Below are 23,493 nucleotides of genomic sequence, written 5' to 3'. Positions count from 1 at the left end.
GTCGAGCCATGACCCGTACCTCCGAGCCGTACGACGCACTGCTGGTGCTCTCGTTCGGCGGTCCGGAAGGGCCGGACGACGTGCGCCCGTTCCTCGAGAATGTCACCCGGGGCCGCGGCGTGCCGCCCGAACGCCTCGACGAGGTCGCCGAGCACTACCTGCACTTCGGGGGTGTCTCACCGATCAACGCCCTCAACCGCGACCTCATCGCGCGCCTCGAGGCGGACTTCGCCGCCGCCGGGCTGGATCTGCCGATCTACTTCGGCAACCGCAACTGGCACCCGATGATCGAGGACACCGTCGCGGCCATGCGCGACGACGGGGTGCGCAACGCGCTGGTGTTCCCCACCTCGGCGTGGGGTGGCTATTCGGGGTGCCGGCAGTACCACGAGGACATCGCCCGCGCCCGCGCCGCCGTCGGCGACGACGCACCCGTGCTGACCAAGCTGCGGCACTTCTACGATCACCCGCTGTTCCTCGACGCCGTCGCCGACGCGGTCGCCGCGGCGCGGGCACAGCTGCCCGCCGACCGCCGCGACGCGGCGCGCCTGGTGTTCACCGCCCACTCGGTGCCCACCGCCGCCGACGCCACCGGCGGCCCACCCGAGCTGGGCGGGCACCTGTACAGCCGGCAGGTCGCCGAGGCGGCCCGCCTGGTCGCCACCGCCGCCGGCAGCGCCGACCACGACCTGGTGTGGCAGTCCCGATCCGGGCCGCCGCAGGTGCCGTGGCTCGAGCCGGACATCGTCGACCACCTCGAGGCCCTGCACGCGCGCGGCGTCGACGCGGTCGTCGTCGTGCCCGTCGGCTTCGTCTCCGACCACCTCGAAGTCGTCTGGGACCTCGACACCGAAGCCCGCGACCGGGCCGCGGAACTCGGCATGGCGTTCGCCCGCGCCGCCACCGCCGGCCCCGACCCGCGGTTCGTGCAGATGGTGCGCGAGCTGGTGCGCGAACACCTCGACGGCGCCGCCCCCGTGCGGCGCGGCACCCAGCCGCTGCTGGGCGTCGGCTGCAACGGCGTGCTGTGCGCACCGGAATGCTGCCGGCCACCGGCCCGGCCCCGCCGCTGACCGGGCGGGCTCAGCCCACCACCCCGGGCTCGGGGTAAGAGAACGAGGACGCCGGGCCTCTCCGAGGCGTGTCCGCGGCATCGGGTCAGGCGTGATGCCCCGCCCGGACCGCGGCCGCCACCGCCCCGAGCCGGGCGGCCCGCACCGCGGCCCACAGCGGACGCAGCGCCTCCTCCCGCGCGGCCTGCCCGCTGGCCGAGGCGGCCCTCGGTTCCACACCGCGGCCGGCGACCGTGAGGATGGCCGCGACCTGATCGGCCGAGTCGAGGATGCGGGCCGCACGCCCCGGCATCGACTCCGGATACCGGTGCCGCGCATGTTCGGCGACCTCGGCCGCGATCTGCTCCCTGGGGTCGGCGGTGCGGCCGTCCGCGCCGACGGTCAGCACCCGGCCCACCCTCGCCGCCGCGTCCCGCACCGCCTCGCGCATGGCGAACTCGGCCTCCCCGAGGCCGGGCTCGGCGGGCGGCTCGGGCACCGCCGGGACCGCGAACAGCGTCCAGCGCAGCACGTCGGGCCCCTCCACCGAGGGGACGAAGCCGAGACCGGGGGTCCCGGGTGCGCCGGCGAGCACCGCCTCGCCGGCCGCGACCGCGGCGCGCGCCAGCTCGGTGCCCGGCGGCAGGCCCCGCACGTCGCCGGGCACGGGCAGCACCAGCCGGATCCCGTCCACGCCGGCCGGATCGGCCCGGCGCAGCGCGGACAGCAGCACGGCGGCGCCGTCCACGGGCGAATGCTCGGGCACGGCGGAGAAGTCGGCGGCGGGCTCGTCGCGGGAGACCACCAGATGCATCGGCGCCCAGGCGTGCAGGGCGTCGATGACGTCGTCCGGTGCGGCGTGCCCGGCCAACCAGGAACCGGCCCACACCGTCAGGGTCTGACCGGGTGAACTCACGGTTTCCGAGCATAGGCGCCGTCCCGGCAACGGGGCCACGGCCGGTCGGCGTGCCCTCCCGCCGCGGCGGCCGCGGCGGCCCTAACGTGGCGGGCGTGAGTCCCGACATGTACGGCGGCGACATCTTCGCCGACCATCCGCGCGCCCGTAAGCCCACGATCCCCGAGGTGCCCGCCGAGAAGGACCTGGTGGTCGAGGACGTCGCGTCCGGTTGGTGCGGTGCGATCGTCGGCATCGAACGCACCTACGACGGCGACTTCGTCCGGCTCGAGGACGCTTCGCGGTGCACCCGGCTGTTCGCGCTGCGCCCCGCCGCGTTCCTCCTCGACGGCCGGCCGGTGACGCTGGTGCGGCCCGCGCCGCGGCCGACGGCGGGCGGCCCCACCCGGTCCGCGTCCGGGTCCACGAAGGTCGAGGGGTTGCGGGCGCGGGTCGCGCGCGGCAGCCGCATCTGGGTGGAGGGCGTGCACGACGCGGCCCTCGTCGAACGCGTGTGGGGGCACGATCTGCGCGTCGAGGGGGTCGTGGTCGAGCAACTCGAGGGCCTGGACAATCTCGGGGAGCGGCTCGCCGGGTTCGCGCCCGGTCCCGGCCGCCGCGTGGGGGTGCTCGCCGACCATCTCGTCGCCGGATCCAAGGAGGAGCGGCTGACCGCGAACCTCGGGCCGCACGTGCTCGTCACCGGGCATCCGTTCGTCGACGTGTGGCAGGCGGTGCGGCCCAAGGCGCTGGGAATCGAGGCGTGGCCGACGATTCCGCGCGGGCAGGACTGGAAGACCGGGGTGTGCCGGGCGCTGGGGTGGGGCAGCCCGCAGGACGGGTGGCGCCGCGTCTACTCGGCGGTGTCGAGCTTCCGGGATCTCGAGGCGCCGCTGATCGGGGCGGTCGAGCGGCTCGTCGACTTCGTCACCGAGCCCACCGGGGACTGACCGCGCCGGGGCCGTGACCTGCGGAGCCACCCGCGATGTCCGATTTGTGGTTGGATGGCGTCGTGTCGGCATTGATATGGCTGATCGCCGGGCTGGTGCTCGCCGCCGCAGAGGCGCTGACGGGTGATTTCGTCCTGCTGATGCTCGGAGGCGCAGCCCTGGCCACCGCCGGGGTGTCCGCCGCGACGGATCTGCCGGTATGGGCCGACGCGGTGGTGTTCGCGGTGTCGTCGCTGGTGCTGCTGGGCGGGGTGCGGCCGGTGCTGCGCCGGCGCTACGCCCTGCCGCCGGCGAAGGCGACGAACGTGGACGCCCTGCCGGGCAAGCAGGCACTGGTGCTCGAGGAGGTGGCCGCGCACTCCGGGCAGGTGAAGCTGGACGGTGAGGTGTGGACCGCGCGTCCGCTGGACGTCACCGAGGTGTATCCGCCCGGCACGACCGTGACCGTGATGCAGATCGACGGCGCGACGGCCGTCGTGTGGAAGGGGCCGTAGATGGAAGCGCTGATCGTGCTCGCCGTCGTCGTGGCGTTCGTGGCGCTGGTGGTCGTCAAATCGGTGGCGCTGGTGCCGCAGGCCGAGGCCGCGGTGATCGAGCGGCTCGGCCGCTACTACCGGACCGTGTCGGGACAGCTGACGTTCCTGGTGCCGTTCGTCGACCGGATCCGCGCCAAGGTGGACCTGCGCGAGCGGGTGGTCTCGTTCCCGCCGCAGCCGGTGATCACCCAGGACAACCTCACCCTGAGCATCGACACGGTCGTGTACTTCCAGGTGACGAATCCGCAGGCCGCCGTGTACGAGATCAGCAACTACATCGCGGCGGTGGAGCAGCTGACGGTGACCACGCTGCGCAACGTGGTCGGCGGCATGACCCTGGAGGAGACGCTGACGTCCCGCGATTCGATCAACGGGCAGCTGCGCGGCGTGCTCGACGAGGCGACCGGCCGCTGGGGACTGCGCGTGGCCCGGGTGGAGCTCAAGAGCATCGATCCGCCCCCGTCGATCCAGGAGTCGATGGAGAAGCAGATGAAGGCGGACCGGGAGAAGCGGGCGATGATCCTCACCGCCGAGGGGCACCGGGAGTCGGCGATCAAGACCGCCGAGGGCGACAAGCAGTCCCGGATCCTGTCGGCCGAGGGCGCCAAGCAGGCGGCCATCCTCGAGGCGGAGGCCGATCGCCAGTCGCGGATCCTGCGCGCCCAGGGTGACCGCGCCGCGAAGTACCTCGAGGCGCAGGGCCAGGCGAAGGCCATCGAGAAGGTGTTCGCGGCGATCAAGTCCGGTCGGCCGACGCCCGAGTTGCTCGCGTACCAGTACCTGCAGACGCTGCCGCAGATGGCGCAGGGCGACGCGAACAAGGTGTGGATGGTGCCGAGCGATTTCGGGGACGCCCTCAAGGGCTTCGCCCGGCACCTCGGTGCGCCGGGCGAGGACGGGGTGTTCCGGTTCGAGCCGAGCCCGGTCGACGAGAGGCTCCCGCGGCCGGAGGACGACACCGACGAGGTGGCCGACTGGTTCTCCACCGCGCGCGACCCGGAGGTCGCGCAGGCCGTCGCCGCCGCCGAGGCCGTCGCCCGCAAGCCGGTCGATCCGGCGCTGCACAACCCGACCGGCGCCGAACGCCGGGGCGGGGAGCCGGCCGCGTCCCCCGCGACGGCGTTGCCGCCGTCGGAGCCGATCACGGGCGGATGGGTGCAGCCGCAGCCGGGGCAGCGGCACGGCGAACCCCGGTGACCGGAGGGCCGCTCAGGTGAGCAGGCCCCGCCCGACCCCGCACACCGCGATCGCCCACAGCACGCTGGTGAAGGTGCCGATGATGAACTGCTCGGAGGCCTGGGGTTCGCGCAGTTCGGGGTAGCGGGCCAGGCCCTTGACGGCCAGCACGACGGCGATGCCCTCCGGCCAGCCGGACAGGATCGCGGCGGCGACCGCCGCCCGCTCGAGCAGGCCGATCACCCGCCCGCCGCGCAGCGGCCCGGGCGGCGGTTCGGGGCCGGCCGGCGACGGGGAGGGGGTCGGTCCCGCGTCGGGCTGGCGGCGGGCGATGCGGAACGAGGCCAGCACGGCGGGGGCGCCCCCGGTGACCGCCGCCAGGGTCGTGAGCACCAGGGTCGCGGCGAGGGCGACGCCGTGCACGGCGGGCGTGGCCGTCGCGGTGAGGGCGGCGCCGGCGAGCGCCGCCGTAGCGAGCCCGGCGACGAGCCACACCGGTGCGCCGCGGCGCAGGCTCAGGGCCGGAGCCAGCGCGGCGACGGCGAGCAGAACCAGGGTGACGACGGTCAACGGTCGGCCCTTTCCAGGAGGCGGCGGGCGAGGTCGCGCCCGGCCGGTTCGGCCTGCCAGCCGGCGGCGGCCAGGCGCTGCGACACCGCCTGGGTGCTGATGCCGAGCCGCGCGGCGGCCTCGGCCTGCGTCAGCCCGCCCCGGACGAGGTCGACGGCCTCGTGCCCGGCGTCGGACCGGCGGGTCACCAGCAGCGCCACCAGGGTGAGGGCGGCATCCGCGTCGGCGGCCGCGGCGGCGTCCGAGCCCTCCACGGCGACCCGCGCGGGGGCGTTCTTGGCGCGGTCGACGGCGCGGCGGGCATGCTCGAACGCCGGTCCCCGGCCGGCGCGGGTCTGCGCCGGCAGGGGCTGCTCGACGGCGCCGGCGCCGATGCCGACGCTCCAGCAGCCGCGGCGGACGAGGTCGAGTGCGAGATCGACGACGACGGCCGGGTCGTCGGCGACGGCCTGGACCTCGTCGCCGGCGGTGCGTTCGAACGGGCGCAGCAGCTGGGCGTCGCGCAGCTCGGTGAGCAGGTCCGCGACCCGGTCGACGTCGCGACGGCTGCCGCGCTGGTCGACGGTCAACACGAACATGGCTCAAGGATGCAGACTTGAATATGGAAAATCAAGGTTTCAGACTTGACCGGTCGGGCGCGGGGCGGGCGCCGGGAGGCGCGACTCGAGCCACAGTCCCGACGCGCCGAGAGCGATGCACACCGCCGAGACCGCCAGCAATGCGGGATCGGTCCGTCCCGTCAGGGCGTCGCCGAGCAACACCACGCCCACCGTGCCCGGCAGGATGCCGGCGACCGTGCCCAGCGTGTACGGGACCAGCCGCACCGACGAGACCCCGCAGCAGTAGTTGACCACCGCGAACGGCAGCGGCGCGATCAGCCGCAGCGACCCCACCGCGAGCCAGCCCCGGCGGGCCAGCCGCTCGTCGACCGCCTGCGCCGTCGGATGATTCAGGTGGGCCTCGACCACGCCGCGGCCGATCGCGCGCACCAGCAGCAGCGCCAGCACGGCGCTGACGGTCGTGGCGGCGACGGTCACCGCGATCCCGGTGGCCGACCCGAACAGCACCCCGGCGCTGAGGGTGAACACCGTCCGCGGGAACGGGGCCACGGTCACCACCGCGTGGATCAGGAAGAACAGCAGCGGGAAGAGCGGCCCGGCCGACTCGGCCCACGCACGCACCTCGGCGACGGACGGGTGGGGGAGCAGCACCGCGACGACCGCGAGCGCGGCCAGTACGGCGAGGGCACCGAGGATCCGGCGGTCCCGCAGCATCCTCGTCACGAACGGTCACGATACCGGGGCCGGGGGCCGGACGAGCGGTTGCCTCGGCACGCGGTAGATTCCTTAGGCGACGACATTATCGATCGCTAGGGAAACTGTGGTGATCCCCACAATAGGGCCGGCGTGTATGCGGCTAGCATCACATCGGAATCGGTTTAAGGTTTCCCACGGCCGTGTTCGGCGAGCCCGCCCGCTGCGTACGAGAGGACCCTCACGTGTCATTAGCTTCAGAAGCCGAGGACGCTGCGCGCGCCTATGCGCAGTGGCAGGAGGCGGTGGCGGGGGTGCTGGCCAAGTCCCGCCGCGTCGACCCCGCGGAGCTCGGACCGGAACCGCAGCGGCTGCTCGCGACCACCACCTACGACGACGTCGCCGTCGCCCCCCTCTACGGCGTGCGCGACGAGCGTCCCGAGGCGCCGTTGCCCGGCTCCTTCCCGTTCGTCCGCGGCGGTTCCGCGACCCGCGACGTCAACACCGGCTGGCTCGTCAGCGCCCGCTTCGGCGACACCGCCGGTGACGTGAACGAGCGCATCCTCGACGCCCTCGAGAACGGCGTCAGCGCCCTGTGGCTGCGCGTCGGCGCGGACGGCATCGCGATCGCCGACCTGCCCGCCGCGCTCGACAAGGTCCTGTTCGACCTCGCGCCGGTCACCCTCGACGCCGGCGCCGACACCGCCGCCGCCGCGGCCGCCCTCTACGCCCTGCTCGATGCGCGCACCGACGTCGCCGACCGCGGCGCCGTGCGCCTGCACCTCGGTGCCGCGCCGCTGACCAGCGCGTTCTCGGGTCGGGCCGACGTCACCGTCGCCCAGGCCGTCGAACTCGCCCACGCCGCCGCGGACCGCGCCGAGACCGTGCGGGCCCTCACCGTCGACGGCACCGCGTTCCACAACGCCGGGGCCGCCGACGCCGAGGAACTCGGGGCCGCCGTCGCCGCCGGCCTCGAGTACCTGCGCGAGCTGACCGGCAGCCGCCAGTCCGCGGCCCGTGCGCTCGGCCAGATCGAGTTCCGGCTCGCCGCCACCGACGACCAGTTCCAGACCATCGCCAAGTTCCGCGCCGGCCGGCAGCTGTGGGCCCGCATCGCGCAGGTCGTGGGCGCCGCCGACGCCGGCCACGCCCCCCAGCACGCCGTCACCTCCGCCGCGATGATGACCCAGCGCGACCCCTGGGTGAACATGCTGCGCACCACCCTCGCCGCGTTCGGCGCCGGCATCGGCGGGGCGGACGCGGTCACCGTGCTCCCGTTCGACACCGCCCTGCCGACCGGTGCGCTCGGCGTGTCGGAGGCCTTCTCCGCGCGCATCGCCCGCAACACCCAGCTGCTGCTGCTCGAGGAATCCAACCTCGGCCGCGTCCTCGACCCGGCCGCCGGGTCCTGGTACGTCGAGGAACTCACGGCGCAGATCGCGGCCAAGGCGTGGGAGTTCTTCCAGCAGATCGAGGCGGCCGGCGGCTACCGCGCCGCCCTCGACGACGGCCTGATCGGCGAGCGCATCGCCGCCACCCGCGCCCGCCGGGACTCCGACATCGCCCACCGCCGGACCGCGGTGACCGGAGTCAACGAGTTCCCGAACCTCGCCGAGGCCCCGCTGCCCGCGGAGACCGCCGACGCCGGCGCCGATGTCGCCCGGTACGCCGCGGCGTTCGAGGCGCTGCGCAACCGCTCCGACCTCCATCTCGCCGCGCACGGCACCCGGCCCAGGGCGCTGCTCGCCCCGCTCGGCCCGATCGCCGAGCACAACATCCGCACGACGTTCGCCGCGAACCTGCTCGCCTCCGGCGGCATCGAGACGGTCAACCCCGGCCCGCTGTCCGTCGACGACGACAGCATCGCCGCCGCCGTCCGCGACTCGGGCGCCACCGTCGCCGTCGTGTGCGGCACCGACAAGCGCTACGGCGAACAGGCCGCCGCCGCGGTCACCGCGCTCCGCGGCGCCGGGATCGGTACCGTCCTGCTGGCCGGGCCGGAGAGGGCCGTGAGCGAGACCACCGGCGCCGAGCGCCCGGACGGGTTCCTCACCGCCAAGATCGACGCGATCGCCGCGCTGACCGACCTGCTGACCACCCTGGGAGCGTAAGTGAGCATCGAACACGAGATCGGCAGCTTCGCCGACGTCCCGCTGACGGATCCGGCGGCGCCGGCTCCCGCCGCCCCCACCGAGGAGCAGGCCACGGCGCTCGTCGCATCGGTCGCCGCCGCCAACCACTACACGACCGATCAGGTGGTGTGGTCCACGCCCGAGGGCATCGACGTCAAGCCCGTCTACACCAAGGCCGACCGCGACCGGATCGTCGCCGAGGGCTACCCGCTGGGCAGCTACCCGGGCCTCGAGCCGTTCGTGCGCGGCCCGTACCCGACGATGTACGTCAACCAGCCGTGGACCATCCGCCAGTACGCGGGCTTCTCCACCGCCGCCGAGTCCAACGCCTTCTACCGGCGCAACCTCGCGGCCGGGCAGAAGGGCCTGTCGGTGGCGTTCGACCTGGCCACCCACCGCGGCTACGACTCGGATCATCCCCGCGTGCAGGGCGATGTCGGCATGGCCGGCGTCGCGATCGACTCGATCCTCGACATGCGGCAGCTGTTCGACGGCATCGACCTGTCGCAGGTGTCGGTGTCGATGACCATGAACGGCGCCGTCCTGCCGATCCTGGCGCTGTACGTCGTCGCCGCGGAGGAGCAGGGCGTCAAGCCCGAGCAGCTGGCCGGAACCATTCAGAACGACATTCTGAAGGAGTTCATGGTCCGCAACACCTACATCTATCCGCCCAAGCCGTCGATGCGGATCATCTCCGACATCTTCGCCTACACCAGCGCGAACATGCCGCGCTTCAACTCCATCTCGATCTCCGGCTACCACATCCAGGAGGCCGGTGCGACCGCCGACCTCGAGCTGGCCTACACCCTCGCCGACGGCGTCGAGTACCTCCGCGCCGGCCTCGACGCGGGCATGGAGATCGACAAGTTCGCCCCGCGCCTGTCCTTCTTCTGGGCCATCGGGATGAACTTCTACATGGAGATCGCCAAGATGCGGGCCGGCCGTCTGCTGTGGGCCGAGCTCGTCGAGAAGTTCCACCCGAAGTCGGCCAAGTCCAAGTCGCTGCGCACCCACTCGCAGACCTCCGGCTGGTCGCTCACCGCGCAGGACGTGTTCAACAACGTCGCCCGCACCTGCATCGAGGCGATGGCCGCGACCCAGGGCCACACCCAGTCGCTGCACACCAACGCCCTCGACGAGGCGCTGGCACTGCCGACCGACTTCTCCGCCCGCATCGCCCGCAACACCCAGCTGCTGCTGCAGCAGGAATCGGGCACCACCCGGCCGATCGACCCGTGGGGCGGCTCGTACTACCTCGAATGGCTCACCCACGAGCTCGCCAACCGCGCCCGCAAGCACATCGCGGAGGTCGAGGAGGCCGGTGGCATGGCCCAGGCCATCTCCGAGGGCATCCCGAAGCTGCGCATCGAGGAGGCCGCGGCCCGCACCCAGGCGCGGATCGACTCCGGCCGCCAGCCGGTGATCGGCGTCAACAAGTATCAGGTCACCGAGGACCACGAGATCGAGGTCCTCAAGGTCGAGAACTCCCGCGTGCGGGCCGAGCAGATCGCCAAGCTCGAGCAGTTGCGCGCCGACCGTGATCCCGAGGCCGTGCAGGTCGCGCTGGACGCGCTGACCCGCGCCGCCGGCTCGGCCGACGGCGGCCCGGACCACAACCTGCTGGCCCTGGCCATCGACGCGGCCCGCGCCAAGGCCACCGTCGGCGAGATCTCCGACGCCCTCGAGAAGGTGTACGGACGGCACCAGGCCGAGATCCGCACCATCAGCGGGGTCTACCGGGACGAGGCCGGAAAGGCAGGCAACATCAGCACCGCAACCGAACTCGTCGAGAAGTTCGCCGAGGAGGAGGGCCGCCGGCCGCGCATCCTCGTCGCGAAGATGGGGCAGGACGGTCACGACCGCGGGCAGAAGGTGATCGCCACCGCCTTCGCCGACCTCGGCTTCGACGTCGACGTGGGACCGCTGTTCCAGACCCCCGAGGAGGTCGCGAACCAGGCGGCCGACAACGACGTGCACGTCATCGGCGTGTCGTCGTTGGCCGCGGGACACCTGACCCTGGTGCCCGCGCTGCGGGAGGCCCTCGCCGAGGTGGGCCGCCCGGACATCATGATCGTCGTCGGCGGCGTCATCCCGCCCGGCGACTTCGACGAGCTGTACCAGGCCGGGGCCGCGGCGATCTTCCCGCCCGGCACCGTCATCGCGGACGCCGCGGTGGGCCTGCTGCACAAGCTCGCCGACCAGCTCGGTCACGACCTGGGAGCCTGACCCGGCATGGGCAGCACCCCGGTCGGCAGTCCCACCCGTCGGCCCGCGGTCGACGTCGACGCCCTCGCCGAGGCCGTGCTCGCCAACCGGCGGGCCGGCCTGGCGAAGGCGATCACCCTGGTCGAATCCACCCGGGACGACCACCGGGAGCAGGCACAACAGCTGCTGCTGCGCCTGCTCCCGGAGGCGGGCGGAGCGATGCGCGTGGGCATCACCGGCGTCCCCGGCGTCGGCAAGTCCACCTTCATCGACGCGTTGGGCATGTACCTGCTCGGCAAGGGCCACCGGGTGGCGGTGCTCGCGGTGGACCCGTCGTCGACCCGCACCGGCGGCTCCATCCTCGGCGACAAGACGCGCATGGCCCGGTTGTCGGTGCAGCGCGACGCCTACATCCGGCCGTCCCCCACGGCCGGCACCCTCGGCGGCGTCGCCAAGGCCACCCGCGAGACGATGGTGCTGCTCGAGGCCGCCGGATTCGACGTGATCCTCGTCGAGACCGTCGGCGTCGGGCAGTCCGAGGTCACCGTCGCGAACATGGTGGACTGCTTCACCTTCCTGACCCTCGCCCGCACCGGCGACCAGCTGCAGGGCATCAAGAAGGGCGTCCTCGAACTCGCCGACCTCGTCGCGGTGAACAAGGCCGACGGGCCGTTCGAACGCGACGCGCGGGTGGCGGCCCGGGAACTCGCCGGCGCGCTGCGGCTCGTGCACCCGCACGACGCGGTGTGGAAACCCCCGGTGATCACCATGAGCGGCCTGGAGGGCGCCGGCCTGGACACGTTCTGGGACACCGTCCTCGAACACCGCCGGGTGCTCACCGAGGCGGGCCTGTTCGAGGAGAACCGGCGCCGCCAGCTGGTGGACTGGACCTGGACCATGGTGCACGACCAGCTGCTGCGCCGGCTCGAGACCAACCCGCGGGTGCGTGCGCTCCGCGGCGATGTCGAACGCGCCGTGCGCGACGGCTCCCTCACGGCAGCCCTGGCCGCCCAGCAGATCCTCGACGCGTTCGACGCCGCACCCTAGACACCGGAGCCGGGGCCCAGGCCGCCGGATCGGCGCCCCACGCGCGGGCCGGGAACGGATAGTCCGGATACTCGGCGAGCGCGGGCCGGGCCGCGGTCACCGCCGCGTGCGTGGCCACGGTGCCCGCGCCGGGGCTCGCCGGCGTCGCCGGGTGCGGGTTGCGGCCGGGCGCCTGCAGCAGCCACGCCCCGGTGCGGGCCAGCGCGACCGCTGCGTCGCGGCCCCGCCCGTCCCGGAGCCGCGCGGTGAGCGCGTCGAGCACCCCGGCCGCGAGCAGGTAGCCGCTCGCGTGGTCGAGAGCCTGCACCGGGAGCACTCCCGGCGCGTCCGGGCGGCCCTCGACGACGGCGATCCCGGAGGCGGCCTGCACGATCGAGTCGAAGCCGCGACGGGGCGCCCACGGCCCGGACCATCCCCACGCGCACACCCGGCCGTGCACCACGCCCGGCCGGGCCTGGTGCACGGGTGCGCCGATCAGCGCGTCGAGCGCCCCGGGCCGGTAGCCGGTGAGCAGCACGTCGGCGTCGGCGAGCAGGCGGCGGCACGTCTCCCGGCCGCGGGCGGTGCGCAGGTCCAGCAGCGCGGTGCGCTTGCCCTGCCCGTTCTCGGCGTGCTGCCAGGCGATCTCGGGCAGCGCGGGCGGATCCACCCGCAGCACGTCCGCCCCCAGCATGGCCAGCGCCCGGGCGGCGACGGGGCCGGCGATCACCCGGGTCAGATCCAGCACCCGGATCCCGGTCAGTGGCCGCGCCGGATCGCCGCCCGGCCGGGTCTCGCCGGCACTGTCGGACCGGGCGAGGATCCGTACCAGCGGGCCCGCCGCCGCGCCCCGGCCCTGCGCGCTCGTGGCCCACTCGTGCTCGGTGCGCACCCGCACCGCGATCGCGTCGTGCGCGGCGGCCGCGTCCTCGACCGCCGCGGCGGGCAGCTGCCGGATCCGGGCGGCGCAGTCGTCCCGGCCCGCACCGTCCGGCAGGTCGAGTGCGCGGAGCAGACGCACGCGGTGGTGCGGGTAGTTGGCGTGGGTGCGCACCCACCCGTCGGCGGCGGCGAAGAACCCGGACAGTGCCGCGAACCCGTGAACGGGCCGGCCGGCCAGGCGCAGCATCCGGTCCCCGGCGAACGAGGCGGCGATGCGCTCCGGGTCGAGCCGCGCCCCCTGCGGCTCGAGTCCGCGGGTGTGGCGGTATCGGTCGGCGGCCGACGCGAAGGCCGCCACGGCCCCCGTGGCGAGGTCGCCCACCGGCAGCCGGGCGGCGAGGAAGTGCCCGGCCGGGGCGCAGCGGATGCCGGTGGCCGGGTCGGCCGGGACGTCGAGGCCGGCGTCGGCGAGGGCGGCGCTGTAGTCGTCGAGCAGGGCGAGGGGGCGCGTCATGCGCCGAGCCTAGAGCGAGGTTCAGCTCGTGCGGTCCGCGGCCGGCTCGCGCAGTTCGGGGCGGGCCGGCTCGAGGCGTTCGAGCGCACCGGCGGATTCGGCGCGGGTGAGCCGGGAGCGGCGCCACGAGACCGTGAGCAGCGCGATCCATCCGGCCACGATCAGCAGGTACAGCAGGGTGGAGGCCGTGCCGGAGATCTCGAACGCCGTGAACAGCTTCTGCGCGTTGGTCAGCACGATGACGCCGCCGACGGCGGTGCCGAGCAGGGTGGCCGGCACCCGGCTGACCAGCCATGCCGCGATCGGCGCGGCGATCGCCCCGCCCAGGGCGAGACCGGCCACGACGAGGAGGTTGCCGAGCGATTCCCGGCCGAGACCGACGAGGAAGCCGATGCTGGCGGCGAGCGCGACGAGGAACTCGGAGGCGCTGACCGAGCCGATCACCGTCCGCGGGGCCGTCTTGCCGCGGGAGAGCAGGGTGCTCGTGGTGATCGGCCCCCATCCACCGCCGCCGCTGGCGTCGATGAACCCGCCGAACAGGCCCAGCGGAGACAGGAACCTCGCCGAGTGCGGCGAGGTGCGGGCGTGCGCGACGGCGGGCGGCCGGACGGAGAACCGCAGCGCCACATAGACACCGATGGCCAGCAGGATCGTCGATGTCACCGGAATCGCGGCCTCGGTGGACAGGCTGGAGAGCACGGTGGCGCCGAGGAATGCGCCGACCGCGCCGGGCACGCCCAGCTTCGCGACCACCCCCCAGTCCACGTTCCGGAACCGCCAGTGCGAGGCGCCGGAGACGAGGGTGGTGCCGACCTCCGCGAGGTGCACGGCGGCGCTGGCGTGTGCGGGGCCGATCCCGCTGAAGATCAGGAGGGTGGTGGCGGTGACACCGAAGGCCATGCCGAGGGCACCGTCGACGAGCTGTGCGCCGATACCGACGAGCGTGAACACCAGGAGAGCGAACATGCAGAAGACTCCGACCACGAAGGAGCGAACCGGGGGAGGGTGGGCGGCGGACGCCGCTCAGCAACACTCCTGGTCGAAGCACGCGCCCCGTCGGGTGGGCCAGAACGCCATCAACGCGAGCAGGGTGGCCGGAGCCGCCGCGATGCTCGTCGCCTGCACGTTCGTGTCCCTTCGCCGGTCTGCTGTCCGCCGCGCTCGCGACGATCCGTCCGAGCATAGCCGGTCGTGCGCGGCGGCGGCATCTTCGGGCGGCGTGTCGCGCCCGGGGATGCCGCCGCGGCCGGTCACGGCAGGCGCCGGGCCGTGATCTCGAATCCGGCGGCGCGCAACCGGTCGGTGAGCACGTCCCCGAAGGCCGTCGCGGGGGTGAGCACCCCGCCGCCCGCGTGGAGACGGTCGCCGCCGAGGATCAGCGACAGCGCCGACTCGCCGAGCATCACCGCGGTCGCCTTGTACCCGGGATCGCCCTGGGCGGCGACGCGGGCGGTGTAGCGGGCGCCGGTGCTCGTCGTGGTGTACAGGTCGATGGTGAAGAAGCCGCGTTCGCGCGCCGACTCGGACGGGCCCTGCCCGGGCGCGGGCAGCACCTTGTCGAGCAGGAACCGGGTCGGGGGGAACGCCAGGCCCGCCACCAGCGCCCCGAAGCCGGCCGCGACACCGGTCGCCACAAGGGGCGACAACCGCGACGAGCCGACGTTCATCACCTCCCGGTAGCGGAACCGCGGCCCGTACGCCCAGCCGGTGAGCGCGTTGCTGCGGCGCACCACCCGCGTGTTGTAGGGGCCCATGAAGAACGGTGCGAGCCGGCCGGACAGCTCGGGGGCGAAGGACTTCCCGTCGACGGTCGCCAGGTCGTTCTGCCGCCCGAGGTCCGGCTCGCGGGACCGGTCCGGCGACAGCGAGTACGGGGCGAGGGCGACCTTGCGGGCCTCGGCGTCCCGGCGCACCACGTCCACCTGGGTGCGCATCGAGTCGATCGTGCCGCCGCTGACGCCGCCCCGCATCGCACGCACCACCAGGGTCGTGTCGGTCAGGTCGCCGGCGCCGTCGGCCTGTACGGCCCGGTGCAGCGCGTGCACGCCGAGGTCGGAGGGGATCGAGTCGAATCCGCAGGAATGGACGATGCGGGCGCCGGTGCGGCGGGCCACGTCGTCGAACCGGTCGATGCTCTCGCGGTGGAACAGCACCTCGCCGGTGAGATCGACGTAGTCGGTGCCCGCCTCGGCACAGGCCTGCACCAGCGGCAGCCCGTACTTGGCGTAGGGCCCGACCGTCGTGACCACCACGCGGGTCCGGGCGGCGAGGGCGGCGAGCGACTGCGGGTCGCCGGCGTCCGCCGCGAGCACCGGCCAGGCCGCCGCGGCGGCGCCCAGCCCGGTGCGGATCCGTTCGAGGCGCTCGGCGGAGCGGCCGGCGAGCGCGATGCGCACCCCTTCGGGGGCGTGCTCGGCGAGGTAGGCGGCGGTGAGCCGGCCGACGAAGCCGGTGGCGCCGTAGACGACGATGTCGAGATCGCGGGAGGCAGTCATGCGCCACACCCTACTGCCGGGTAAGTCGGGATGCGACGCGGCTCACACGACGGCGCCGCAGCCACCAGCCGAGCCAGGACACCACGATCGTCACCGCCACCGCGGCCCGCACGAGCCCCACCGCCGATTCCGGGTAGATCACCCCGGTCAGGTAGTGGTCGATGAACCCGCTCGGCGGCAGGCCGGCGATCCCGGCGCGGCGCCGCGCCCAGTTCTCCAGATCGGTCAGCGGGCAGTCGAACCCGACGAGGACGGTGGCGAACCCCCACACCACCGCCACGACGTGCAGCACCAGCGTGCGGGGCCACCGCCACGCCAGGAAACCGCCGAACGTCACATACAGCAGGAAGGCCAGGTGCACGACCACGGTGACGTCGGCCAACAGCCGGTACGCCATGCCGCCAGCCTATCCGGATCGGGCGGGGGAGCGGCAGTTCCGGGCTTCTATCCTGCGTCCGCGTCGGTGCCCTTGACGACGAGGACGGGCACCGGCACCTCGAGCAGCAGCCGCTGCAGGCGTCGTTCCAGCAGGAACTTGCCGAGCGCGTTGCGGTCGCGGGTGCCCACCACGAGACGTTCCGCGCCGGACCGCTCCACCAGGTCGACGAGGGCGCCGACCGGGTCCCCGTCGTGCACCGCCGTCCGCAGCTCCCACCCGTCGGCGCCGAGGGTGGCGGTGACGTCCGTGCGGACCGACTCGAGTTCCCGCTGCCCGGACGGGCCGTCGTCGTCGACCGCGACGAGCACGAGGGTCGTGCCGTCGCTGTGTGCGGCCTCGCGGGCGGCCGTGGTGAGCGCGGCATGTCCTTCCGGGGTCGCGGCGTGGACTACGGCAACGGGCATGGGGTCCTCCGGGGGCGGCGGTGACGTGTGCCTTCCAGTATCCCCGTCCGGGGGTCTCCCTGGCCGCTCCCGGCGGTGTGGAACTGGTCTCCACCTGCGGGGACGTGTCGGATGGATCTCAGCTGCCGGGTGCCGGCGCGCTCACCACGGGGCCGGGCGGTAGTCCTTGAGGAAGCAGCCGTACAGGTCCACCCCGGCCTCGCCCTGCACGATCGGGTCGTACACGCGGGCCGCCCCGTCGACGAGGTCGAGCGGGGCGTGGAAGCCCTCGTCGGCCAGGCGCAGCTTCGTGTGGTGGGGCCGTTCGTCGGTGATCCAGCCGGTGTCGACGGCGGTCATGAGGATCCCGTCGGCGCGCAGGTCCTCGGCGCTGGTGCGGGTGAGCATGTTCAGCGCGGCCTTGGCCATGTTGGTGTGCGGGTGCCCGGCGCCCTTGTACCGGCGCCCGCCGAACTGCCCCTCCATCGCCGAGACGTTCACCACGTACGTGCGGCGGGCCGGGGACGCCGCCAGGGCCGGTCGCAGGCGATTGACCAGGATGAACGGGGCCACGGAGTTGCACAACTGCACCTCGAGCAGTTCGAGCGGCTCGACCTCGCCGACCGTCTGCACCCAGCTGTTGGTGTGCACCAGGTCGGGCAGCAGGCCGCCGGCGTCGACCGCGACCCCGGCGGCGATCCGTGCGGGAGTCGCCGACCCGGCGACCAGCGCGAGCGAGGTGAGCGACTCGGCGGTCAGCTCGGACGGCAGCGACCCGGCCAGCGCGGCCGGATGGGCGTCCGAGGGTTTGCCGAAGGTGAGCACCTCCGGCAACGGACCCGCCGGCAACGGGCCGGACTCGGACTCGGCGAGGGCGGAGTACGCGCCGGGGGAGCGGCGCACGGTCTGCGCGGCGTTGTTGACGAGGATGTCCAGCGGGCCCTGCGCGGCCACGTCGTCCGCGAGCGCCACGACCTGGGCGGGGTCGCGCAGGTCGATGCCGACGATCCGCAGCCGGTGCAGCCAGTCGGGGCTGTCGTCCATGGCGGCGAAGCGGCGGATCGCGTCGTTCGGGAAGCGGGTCGTGATCGTCAGGTGGGCGCCGTCCCGCAGCAGCCGCAACGCGATGTACATGCCGATCTTGGCGCGGCCGCCGGTGAGCAGCGCCCGCCGTCCCGTCAGATCGGTACGGGCGTCCCGTTTCGCGTGGTTCTCCGCAGCGCAGCGCGGACACAGCTGGTGGTAGAACGCATCGACCCGGGTGTACTTGTCCTTGCACACGTAGCAGCCCCGCGGCCGGATCAGGGTGCCCGCGCTCGCCCCCGGTGCGTTCGAGCTCAGCGCGATCCCGGCTGTCTCGTCGTCGATGCGGGTGGGCGATCCGGTCGCCGTCGCCGCGAGCACCTGCCGGTCCGCGGCGACCTTGGCCCGGCGGGTCTCGTTGCGGCGCAACTGCTTGAGCTTTTTGAACATGCTCCCGACGGCGCGCTGCACCGTCACCGAATCCGGATGGTCGGCGTCGAGCTCGTCCACGAGGGACAGGACGCGGAGGCAGGTGGCGAGGTCGGCCGGGTCGATGCCCGACGCGTCGGTGTGCGAAGTCATGGGCCTGTTCGTCGTGTGGTGCGGTACCGACCGATGGTATCCGGCGGTGCGCGCGGGGCCGACCCCGCGGGACCTGTGGCCCTGCCCACGGCGCCCGAAACCTGGCAGGCTCGGGCCGGAAGGATCCCCGACCCCAGGAGACGACGATGACCGCACGGCGCCGCCCGAAGTTCCGCGACCTGTCCCCGTGGCAGCAGACGCTCGTTCTCACGCTCGCCTGCGTGCAGCTCTCGCTCGCGGCGACGGCATGGATCGATCTGGCGCGGCGCCCGGCGGACAAGGTCGCGGGCAGCAAGGCGAAGTGGGCTGCGATGATCGCCGTGAACTGGATCGGTCCGATCGCGTACTTCCGCCGCGGCCGGATCGGCTGAGCGGCTCCGGCGCCGCAACGGCGAAGGCCCCGAACCTGATCGGTTCGGGGCCTTCGCCGTCTGTCTCGACTCGGAGTGTCCGAGGGGGGACTTGAACCCCCACGTCCGTTAATAGGACACTAGCACCTCAAGCTAGCGCGTCTGCCATTCCGCCACTCGGACATGCTGATGCTCCCCGCTCCCGCGGGTGCCGTTTCAGCGTAACCCACCCGGGCGCGCGGTCCCAATCCGCTGGTCAGCGGCCCGCGTCCGGCCGCCCCGGCGTCCGGGGGGGAACGCTCCGGCGGTGCGCGCCGCCGGGCCCGACGGACGGCCGCGCGGCGCCGCAACGGCGAAGGCCCCGAACCTGATCGGTTCGGGGCCTTCGCCGTCTGTCTCAACTCAGAGTGTCCGAGGGGGGACTTGAACCCCCACGTCCGTTAATAGGACACTAGCACCTCAAGCTAGCGCGTCTGCCATTCCGCCACTCGGACCTGCTCCGCTCCCACTTCCGCGGGCGCTGTGAAAGAGTAACCCACCGCGTCGCGGCGCCCAAATCGCCCCGCCCACCTGCGTGTTTGCCGAGATCGATGGTAGACAGGGGACCGTGTCCACAACATCGAATCCCGCCCAGCCGGCCGGCGGATCCCGCGCCGAGGCCGAAGTCGTCGACCTGGTGTCGCAGCTGATCCGCTTCGACACCTCCAACACCGGAGACCTCGCCACCACCCGCGGCGAACGGGACTGCGCGATGTGGGTGGCGGCGCGGCTCGAGGAGGTCGGCTACACCACCGAATACGTCGAATCCGGGGCTCCCGGCCGGGGCAACGTGTTCGCCCGCCTGCCGGGTGCCGACCCGTCCCGGGGCGCACTGCTGCTGCACGGGCACCTCGACGTGGTCCCCGCCGAACCGGCCGACTGGAGCGTGCACCCCTTCTCCGGCGCCGTCGAGAACGGCTACGTCTGGGGTCGCGGCGCGGTCGACATGAAGGACATGGTCGGGATGATGCTGGCCGTCGCCCGCCGATTCAAGGCCGAGAACATCGTGCCGCCGCGCGACCTGGTCTTCGCGTTCCTCGCCGACGAGGAGGCCGGCGGCACCTACGGCAGCCACTGGCTCGTGCGGCACCGCCCCGACCTGTTCGACGGCATCACCGAGGCCGTCGGCGAGGTCGGCGGATTCTCCCTGACCGTGCCGCGCCGGGACGGCGGGGAGCGCCGCCTCTACCTCGTCGAGACCGCCGAGAAGGGCCTCGGCTGGATGCGGCTGACCGCCAAGGGCCGCGCCGGCCACGGCTCGTTCCTGCACGAGGACAACGCCGTCACCGCCCTCGCCCGGGCCGTCGCCCGGCTCGGCACCCACACCTTCCCGCTCGTGCTGACCGACTCCGTCGCCGAGTTCCTCGCCGCCGTCGCCGAGGAGACCGGACTCGACTTCGATCCAGCCTCGCCCGACCTCGACGGCACCCTCGCCAAACTCGGGTCCATCGCCCGCATCGTCGGCGCCACCCTGCGCGACACCGCCAACCCCACCATGCTCGACGCCGGGTACAAGGCGAACGTCATTCCCCAGACGGCGCAGGCCGTCGTCGACTGCCGCATCCTGCCGGGCCGGCGCGCCGAGTTCGAACGCACCGTCGACGAACTGATCGGCCCGGACGTCACCCGCGAGTGGATCACCGACCTCGACTCGTACGAGACCACATTCGACGGCGACCTCGTCGAGGCGATGAACGCGGCGATCCTCGCCCACGATCCCCTCGGCCGGACCGTGCCCTACATGCTCTCCGGCGGCACCGACGCGAAGGCCTTCGCCAAGCTCGGCATCCGCTGCTTCGGGTTCGCCCCGCTGCAGTTGCCCCCGGAGCTGGATTTCGCCGCGCTGTTCCACGGGGTGGACGAGCGTGTACCGGTCGACGCGCTGCGTTTCGGCACCCGCGTCATGGAACACTTCCTGCTGCACGCCTGAGCACACCAGCACCCAGAGAAAGGACCGGTATGGCCCACGACCCGTACGCGCCGCTGCCCGACCTGCCCACGTTCGAGCTCACCAGCGAGGACATCACCGACGGTCGGCCGCTGAAGCCGGCACAGGCCAGCGGGATCTTCGGGGTTCCCGGCGGGCAGGACATCTCCCCGCAGCTGTCGTGGTCGGGCTTTCCCCCCGAGACCAAGAGCTTCGTCGTCACCGTGTTCGACCCCGACGCGCCGACCGCGTCCGGGTTCTGGCACTGGGCGGTGGCGAACATCCCGGCCTCGGTGACGTCGCTGCCCGCCGGCGCCGGCGACGACACCGGCTCCGGCCTGCCCGAGGGCGCGGTCACCCTGAAGAACGACGGCGGCCTGCACCGCTTCCTCGGCGCGGCCCCGCCGGCCGGGCACGGCCCGCACCGCTACATCGTGGCCGTGCACGCCCTCGACGTGGACAAGCTCGACGGGGTGGGCACCGGCTCGACGCCCGCGTTCCTCGGCTTCAACGTGTTCTCGCACGCGATCGCGCGCGCGACGCTGCACGGCACGTTCGAGCAGTAGACCGCGTTCCGCGGATCGCCTCCGCACCGGAATCGGACAGGCACACCCGTCCGCACGGGTGTGCCTGTCCGGACGGGCGTGTCCCGGCCCGCCGAGCCGGGCTCGGCGGATCAGACGCGGGCGTCCGCGCCGACCGCCTCGGCGACCGAACCGAAGCCCGCGGCCCGCACCTTGCGGGCGAGGCCCTTGTGGATGCGGCGCGCCCAGAACGGGCCGCCGTAGATGAAACCGGTGTAGCCCTGCACCAGCGACGCGCCGGCGAGGATCCGCTCCCACGCCTGCTCGGCGGTCTCGACGCCGCCGACCGAAATCAGCACCAGCCGGTCACCGACCCGCGCGTGCAGCCGGCGCAGCACCTCGAGCGAGCGCTCCGCGACCGGCGGACCGGACAGGCCGCCGGCGCCGATCTCCGCGATCCGGGCCGGGTCGGTGCGCAGCCCGTCCCGCCGGATGGTGGTGTTGGTGGCGACGATGCCCGCCAGCCCGAGCTCGACGGCGAGGTCGGCCACCGCGTCGATGTCGTCGTCGGACAGGTCGGGGGCGATCTTCACCAGGACCGGCACGTGCACGGTGTCCAGCACCGCCGCGAGCAGCGGCCGCAGCGACTCGACCGCCTGCAGGTCCCGCAGCCCGGGCGTGTTGGGGGAGGAGACGTTGACGACGAGGAAGTCGGCGAGCGGGCCGAGCAGCCGCGCGCTGGCGGTGTAGTCGTCGGCGGCGTCCCCGGGCGCGACGATCTTGGTCTTGCCGATGTTCGCGCCGATGGGGACGGTGTGCACGCGGGTGCGCAGGCGGTTCGCGGCCTCCCCGGCCCCGTGGTTGTTGAAGCCCATCCGGTTGATCAGCGCCCGGTCCGCGGGCAGGCGGAACAGCCGGGGCGCCGGGTTGCCGGGCTGCGCCTGGGCGGTGACGGTGCCGATCTCGGCGAACCCGAAGCCGAGGGGGCCCCAGGCGTTCACCCCGGCGGCGTCCTTGTCGAAGCCGGCCGCGAGGCCGAGCGGGGCCGGGAACGTCACCCCGAACACCGTGTTGCGCAGCACCGGATCGTCGACGACGAGGACCTTCGCGATCAGCGCCCGCAGCGGCGGGACCCGGGTCGCGAGCCGCATCGCCGTGAACGCGATGTGGTGGATCCGCTCCGGCGGCAGCAGGAACAGCAGTCGAAGGAACAAGCGATACACGTAACACTCCCTGCAGGCCCGGGCGGTGCCCGGGGTCGGCGTCAACGAACGGTGGGTTCGGGAACGTGGTGGCCGGTCTTGCGGCGGCGCAGCAGCACCCGGCGGCTGCCGTCGGGATACAGCCGCACCCGCGTCAGCTCCCAGCCGTGGAACTCGGCCTGGATGGCGAGCCGCAGCGACGCGCTGACCCGGGACACGTCGCGCGGCAGCCGCAGCGGCACGTACTCGTACTCGTCGTTGCTGGTGTCCCAGCCCACCGGCAGCCGGGTCCACCGGCCGCCCACCTCGCGTGCCCCTGCCATCACACACCCCCGATCGGGATCCGCTGCAGTCCGTCCCCGGTCGCGGACCCGATCACCAGGACCGCGTCGGTGGCGTCGACCGCCACCGAGTTCGGTTGCCGCACCGTCGCGTACCGGCCCCGCTCCTGCGGAATCCCGGTCGACAGATCGTAGCCGATGACCTCGTTGCTGCCGGTCGAGGTGACCCACACGAGATCGTTCGCGGTGTCGTAGGCGACGCCGTACGGGGCGTTCGGCACCGGGTAACGCTGGCGCAGCACCAGCGGGTCGAGGGTGTACACGTGCAGTTCCCCGCCGCGGGTGTCGGTCACCAGCACCCGGCCGAACGGATCGGTGGTCAGCTGCGTGGCGCCCTCCCCGGCGCGCAACGCCAGCCCCAGATCACCGTCGGCGACGTCGACCTCGGTCAGCGAGGTCTGGCGACGGTCCAGGGCGGCGAGCGACGTGCCCACCGCGGCGAGCGCGTCGACCGAGGCCAGGCCGGGGACGGTCTGCGTCGCACCAGACGGGTCGACGACGTGGGTGACACCGTCGGCGGTGCCCACGGCGAGGCGGCCGTCCGCCAGCACGGCCGCGGCGCGGGCGTCGCCGTCGACCGGCACCTCGGCGACGGTGCCCGCCCGCACATCCACCCGCGCGACGACTCCGGGACCGGGGGCCAGGACCTCGCCGTCGGCCCCGGGAACCACGGTCACCGCCGCGGCCGGCAGCGCGACCTCGCGGGGCGCCGCGGCCGGATCGGCGGCCCCGAGCAGCAGCAGCCGCGACCCGTCGTCGGTGAGCGCGGCGACCGTACTCGTGCCAGGATCGACGGTGAGGGCGTCGACGGCACGGCCCAGCGCCTGCACCGTTCCCGCCGGCGGGACGGCCGGCGCCGGAGCCACGGCCGGCGTGGCCGCGTCGATGGTGGGCAGGTTGTCGCCGCTGTTCGAGGAGGAACACCCGGTGACCAGCGCCAACGCGAACCCCACCGCCGCGGCGGCGCCACGTGCTGCCGGTCTGCCCATCGTCTCGC

General features: G+C 73.6%; 23 protein-coding genes and 2 tRNA genes. 10 read left to right on the top strand and 15 right to left on the bottom strand.

Features of this window, described 5'->3' with window-relative positions:
- Positions 1-8: 8 nt before the first annotated feature.
- Positions 9-1,073: a ferrochelatase gene (locus OCS65_RS15600; protein ID WP_006939297.1), complete on the top strand. Its 1,065-nt coding sequence runs from the start codon at positions 9-11 to the stop codon at positions 1,071-1,073.
- 85 nt (positions 1,074-1,158) lie between these two features.
- On the opposite strand, the gene OCS65_RS15595 is transcribed toward OCS65_RS15600, so the two are convergent.
- Positions 1,159-1,968 (bottom strand): hypothetical protein, encoded by an 810-nt coding sequence (locus OCS65_RS15595; RefSeq protein ID WP_006939299.1) that lies wholly within the window; start codon positions 1,966-1,968, stop codon positions 1,159-1,161.
- A gap of 107 nt (positions 1,969-2,075) precedes the next feature.
- Between OCS65_RS15595 and OCS65_RS15590 the strand changes: the two genes are divergently transcribed.
- The 3 genes from OCS65_RS15590 (at position 2,076) to OCS65_RS15580 (ending at position 4,630) form a co-directional block, all read left to right on the top strand.
- Positions 2,076-2,897, top strand: coding sequence for a DUF3097 domain-containing protein (locus OCS65_RS15590; RefSeq protein ID WP_231772913.1), 822 nt, complete (start codon positions 2,076-2,078; stop codon positions 2,895-2,897).
- Positions 2,898-2,959: 62 nt separating this feature from the next.
- The gene (locus tag OCS65_RS15585) at positions 2,960-3,391 is read left to right on the top strand and encodes an NfeD family protein (RefSeq protein WP_029543671.1); all 432 of its coding nucleotides are present in this window, start codon (positions 2,960-2,962) and stop codon (positions 3,389-3,391) included.
- Positions 3,392-4,630, top strand: a complete 1,239-nt coding sequence (locus OCS65_RS15580; RefSeq protein ID WP_006939305.1) for an SPFH domain-containing protein — start codon at positions 3,392-3,394, stop codon at positions 4,628-4,630.
- 12 nt (positions 4,631-4,642) lie between these two features.
- Here the strand turns inward: OCS65_RS15580 and OCS65_RS15575 are convergent, their stop codons facing one another.
- From OCS65_RS15575 to OCS65_RS15565, 3 genes are read right to left on the bottom strand one after another with little or no spacing between them, the layout of a single operon-like run.
- Complete coding sequence (locus tag OCS65_RS15575; RefSeq protein ID WP_050035231.1) at positions 4,643-5,179, bottom strand: hypothetical protein; 537 nt, start codon at positions 5,177-5,179, stop codon at positions 4,643-4,645.
- Entirely contained in the window at positions 5,176-5,757 is a 582-nt protein-coding gene (locus tag OCS65_RS15570; protein WP_185712747.1) for a hypothetical protein, read from the bottom strand. Before OCS65_RS15570 ends, OCS65_RS15575 begins: the two co-directional genes overlap by 4 nt.
- Before the next feature lie 39 nt (positions 5,758-5,796).
- Complete coding sequence (locus tag OCS65_RS15565) at positions 5,797-6,453, bottom strand: TVP38/TMEM64 family protein (protein ID WP_185713472.1); 657 nt, start codon at positions 6,451-6,453, stop codon at positions 5,797-5,799.
- A gap of 224 nt (positions 6,454-6,677) precedes the next feature.
- Here OCS65_RS15565 and mutA point away from each other — a divergent pair, with 224 nt between their 5' ends.
- The 3 genes from mutA to meaB are packed head-to-tail and all read left to right on the top strand — an operon-like array spanning position 6,678 to position 11,816.
- Positions 6,678-8,543 (top strand): methylmalonyl-CoA mutase small subunit, encoded by a 1,866-nt coding sequence (gene mutA / locus OCS65_RS15560; protein ID WP_231772831.1) that lies wholly within the window; start codon positions 6,678-6,680, stop codon positions 8,541-8,543.
- Entirely contained in the window at positions 8,544-10,790 is a 2,247-nt protein-coding gene (scpA, locus tag OCS65_RS15555) for a methylmalonyl-CoA mutase (RefSeq protein WP_006939328.1), read from the top strand. It begins immediately after the preceding gene.
- A 6-nt stretch (positions 10,791-10,796) separates the two neighbouring features.
- A complete protein-coding gene (gene meaB / locus OCS65_RS15550) occupies positions 10,797-11,816 on the top strand; it encodes a methylmalonyl Co-A mutase-associated GTPase MeaB (RefSeq protein ID WP_006939329.1) in 1,020 nt (339 codons plus the stop codon).
- On the opposite strand, the gene OCS65_RS15545 is transcribed toward meaB, so the two are convergent.
- From OCS65_RS15545 to OCS65_RS15520, 6 genes are all read right to left on the bottom strand, one after another.
- A complete protein-coding gene (locus OCS65_RS15545) occupies positions 11,761-13,191 on the bottom strand; it encodes a CoA transferase (protein WP_029543678.1) in 1,431 nt (476 codons plus the stop codon). The genes meaB and OCS65_RS15545 overlap by 56 nt on opposite strands.
- Before the next feature lie 21 nt (positions 13,192-13,212).
- Positions 13,213-14,157, bottom strand: a complete 945-nt coding sequence (locus OCS65_RS15540; protein WP_006939331.1) for a sulfite exporter TauE/SafE family protein — start codon at positions 14,155-14,157, stop codon at positions 13,213-13,215.
- Between the two features lie 284 nt (positions 14,158-14,441).
- Complete coding sequence (locus OCS65_RS15535; RefSeq protein ID WP_029543680.1) at positions 14,442-15,686, bottom strand: saccharopine dehydrogenase family protein; 1,245 nt, start codon at positions 15,684-15,686, stop codon at positions 14,442-14,444.
- A gap of 10 nt (positions 15,687-15,696) precedes the next feature.
- Positions 15,697-16,083, bottom strand: a complete 387-nt coding sequence (locus tag OCS65_RS15530; protein ID WP_006939334.1) for a DUF2784 domain-containing protein — start codon at positions 16,081-16,083, stop codon at positions 15,697-15,699.
- Positions 16,084-16,130: 47 nt separating this feature from the next.
- Positions 16,131-16,529, bottom strand: coding sequence for a universal stress protein (locus tag OCS65_RS15525; RefSeq protein WP_185712751.1), 399 nt, complete (start codon positions 16,527-16,529; stop codon positions 16,131-16,133).
- Between the two features lie 141 nt (positions 16,530-16,670).
- Entirely contained in the window at positions 16,671-18,113 is a 1,443-nt protein-coding gene (locus OCS65_RS15520) for an SDR family oxidoreductase (protein ID WP_006939337.1), read from the bottom strand.
- 146 nt (positions 18,114-18,259) lie between these two features.
- Between OCS65_RS15520 and OCS65_RS15515 the strand changes: the two genes are divergently transcribed.
- Positions 18,260-18,484, top strand: coding sequence for a PLDc N-terminal domain-containing protein (locus OCS65_RS15515; RefSeq protein WP_006939339.1), 225 nt, complete (start codon positions 18,260-18,262; stop codon positions 18,482-18,484).
- A gap of 76 nt (positions 18,485-18,560) precedes the next feature.
- Here the strand turns inward: OCS65_RS15515 and OCS65_RS15510 are convergent.
- Positions 18,561-18,646, bottom strand: a tRNA-Leu gene (locus OCS65_RS15510).
- 225 nt (positions 18,647-18,871) lie between these two features.
- Positions 18,872-18,957, bottom strand: a tRNA-Leu gene (locus OCS65_RS15505).
- A gap of 113 nt (positions 18,958-19,070) precedes the next feature.
- Between OCS65_RS15505 and OCS65_RS15500 the strand changes: the two genes are divergently transcribed.
- Positions 19,071-20,432, top strand: a complete 1,362-nt coding sequence (locus OCS65_RS15500; protein WP_006939341.1) for a M20/M25/M40 family metallo-hydrolase — start codon at positions 19,071-19,073, stop codon at positions 20,430-20,432.
- Between the two features lie 29 nt (positions 20,433-20,461).
- Entirely contained in the window at positions 20,462-20,995 is a 534-nt protein-coding gene (locus OCS65_RS15495; protein WP_006939343.1) for a YbhB/YbcL family Raf kinase inhibitor-like protein, read from the top strand.
- A 110-nt stretch (positions 20,996-21,105) separates the two neighbouring features.
- Here OCS65_RS15495 and OCS65_RS15490 read toward each other — a convergent pair whose 3' ends face one another.
- From OCS65_RS15490 to OCS65_RS15480, 3 genes are read right to left on the bottom strand one after another with little or no spacing between them, the layout of a single operon-like run.
- Positions 21,106-22,176 carry a quinone-dependent dihydroorotate dehydrogenase gene (locus tag OCS65_RS15490; protein WP_006939345.1) on the bottom strand — a complete coding sequence of 357 codons (1,071 nt, stop codon included), beginning with the start codon at positions 22,174-22,176 and terminating at the stop codon, positions 21,106-21,108.
- A gap of 41 nt (positions 22,177-22,217) precedes the next feature.
- Positions 22,218-22,478: a DUF5703 family protein gene (locus OCS65_RS15485; RefSeq protein ID WP_006939347.1), complete on the bottom strand. Its 261-nt coding sequence runs from the start codon at positions 22,476-22,478 to the stop codon at positions 22,218-22,220.
- Complete coding sequence (locus tag OCS65_RS15480; RefSeq protein WP_006939349.1) at positions 22,478-23,485, bottom strand: NHL repeat-containing protein; 1,008 nt, start codon at positions 23,483-23,485, stop codon at positions 22,478-22,480. The genes OCS65_RS15485 and OCS65_RS15480 overlap by 1 nt, the downstream gene beginning before the upstream one ends.
- Positions 23,486-23,493 lie beyond the last annotated feature (8 nt).

Origin of the sequence: Rhodococcus aetherivorans (assembly GCF_025722975.1) — a bacterium.
Lineage (GTDB): Bacteria > Actinomycetota > Actinomycetes > Mycobacteriales > Mycobacteriaceae > Rhodococcus > Rhodococcus aetherivorans.
This window is presented reverse-complemented; position numbering and strand designations above follow the sequence as displayed.